Source organism: Streptomyces sp. AC627_RSS907, from assembly GCF_019049165.1.
Genome location: NZ_JAGMUE010000927.1, coordinates 1 through 573, shown reverse-complemented (window position 1 = coordinate 573; position 573 = coordinate 1). Strand labels below are relative to the sequence as shown.

Annotated in this window: 1 protein-coding gene; it reads right to left on the bottom strand. The window is 75.2% G+C overall.

The annotated features are described in order from the left end of the window. Positions 1-573, bottom strand: a 573-nt coding sequence (locus KUM32_RS39500) for a PAC2 family protein (protein ID WP_217146565.1), incomplete at both ends; no start/stop codon positions are given.

The window sequence follows — 573 nt, the reverse complement described above, 5'->3', positions numbered from 1 at the left end:
CGTCCCGGGGCTCGTCCCGCGCGGTCGACCTGGTCGGGCGCGCCCGACCGCTGCCGGGGTCGCGCAGGTACGAGTCGCGGCTGTCGGCGACGCCGGAGTCGCTGGCGTGCCCGCCGGGCCCCGGCTGTCCGTCCCGGCGCCGCAGGTAGCGCTCGAACTCGCGCGCGATGGCTTCGCCGGACGCTTCCGGCAGCTCCGCCGTGTCCCGCGCCTCCTCCAGCGACTGCACGTACTCGGCCACCTCGCTGTCCTCGGCGGCGAGCTGGTCCACGCCCAGTTGCCAGGCCCGCGCGTCCTCCGGCAGCTCGCCGAGCGGAATGCGCAGCTCCAGCAGGTCCTCCAGCCGGTTGAGCAGCGCCAGCGTGGCCTTCGGGTTGGGCGGCTGCGAGACGTAGTGCGGCACGGCCGCCCACAGGCTCACGGCCGGGACGCCGGCATGCGTGCACGACTCCTGGAGGATGCCGACGATGCCGGTCGGCCCCTCGTAACGGGACTCCTCCAGGTCGAGGCTGCGGGCCAGATCCGGGTCCGAGGTCACGCCGCTGACCGGCACCGGCCGGGTGTGCGGGATGT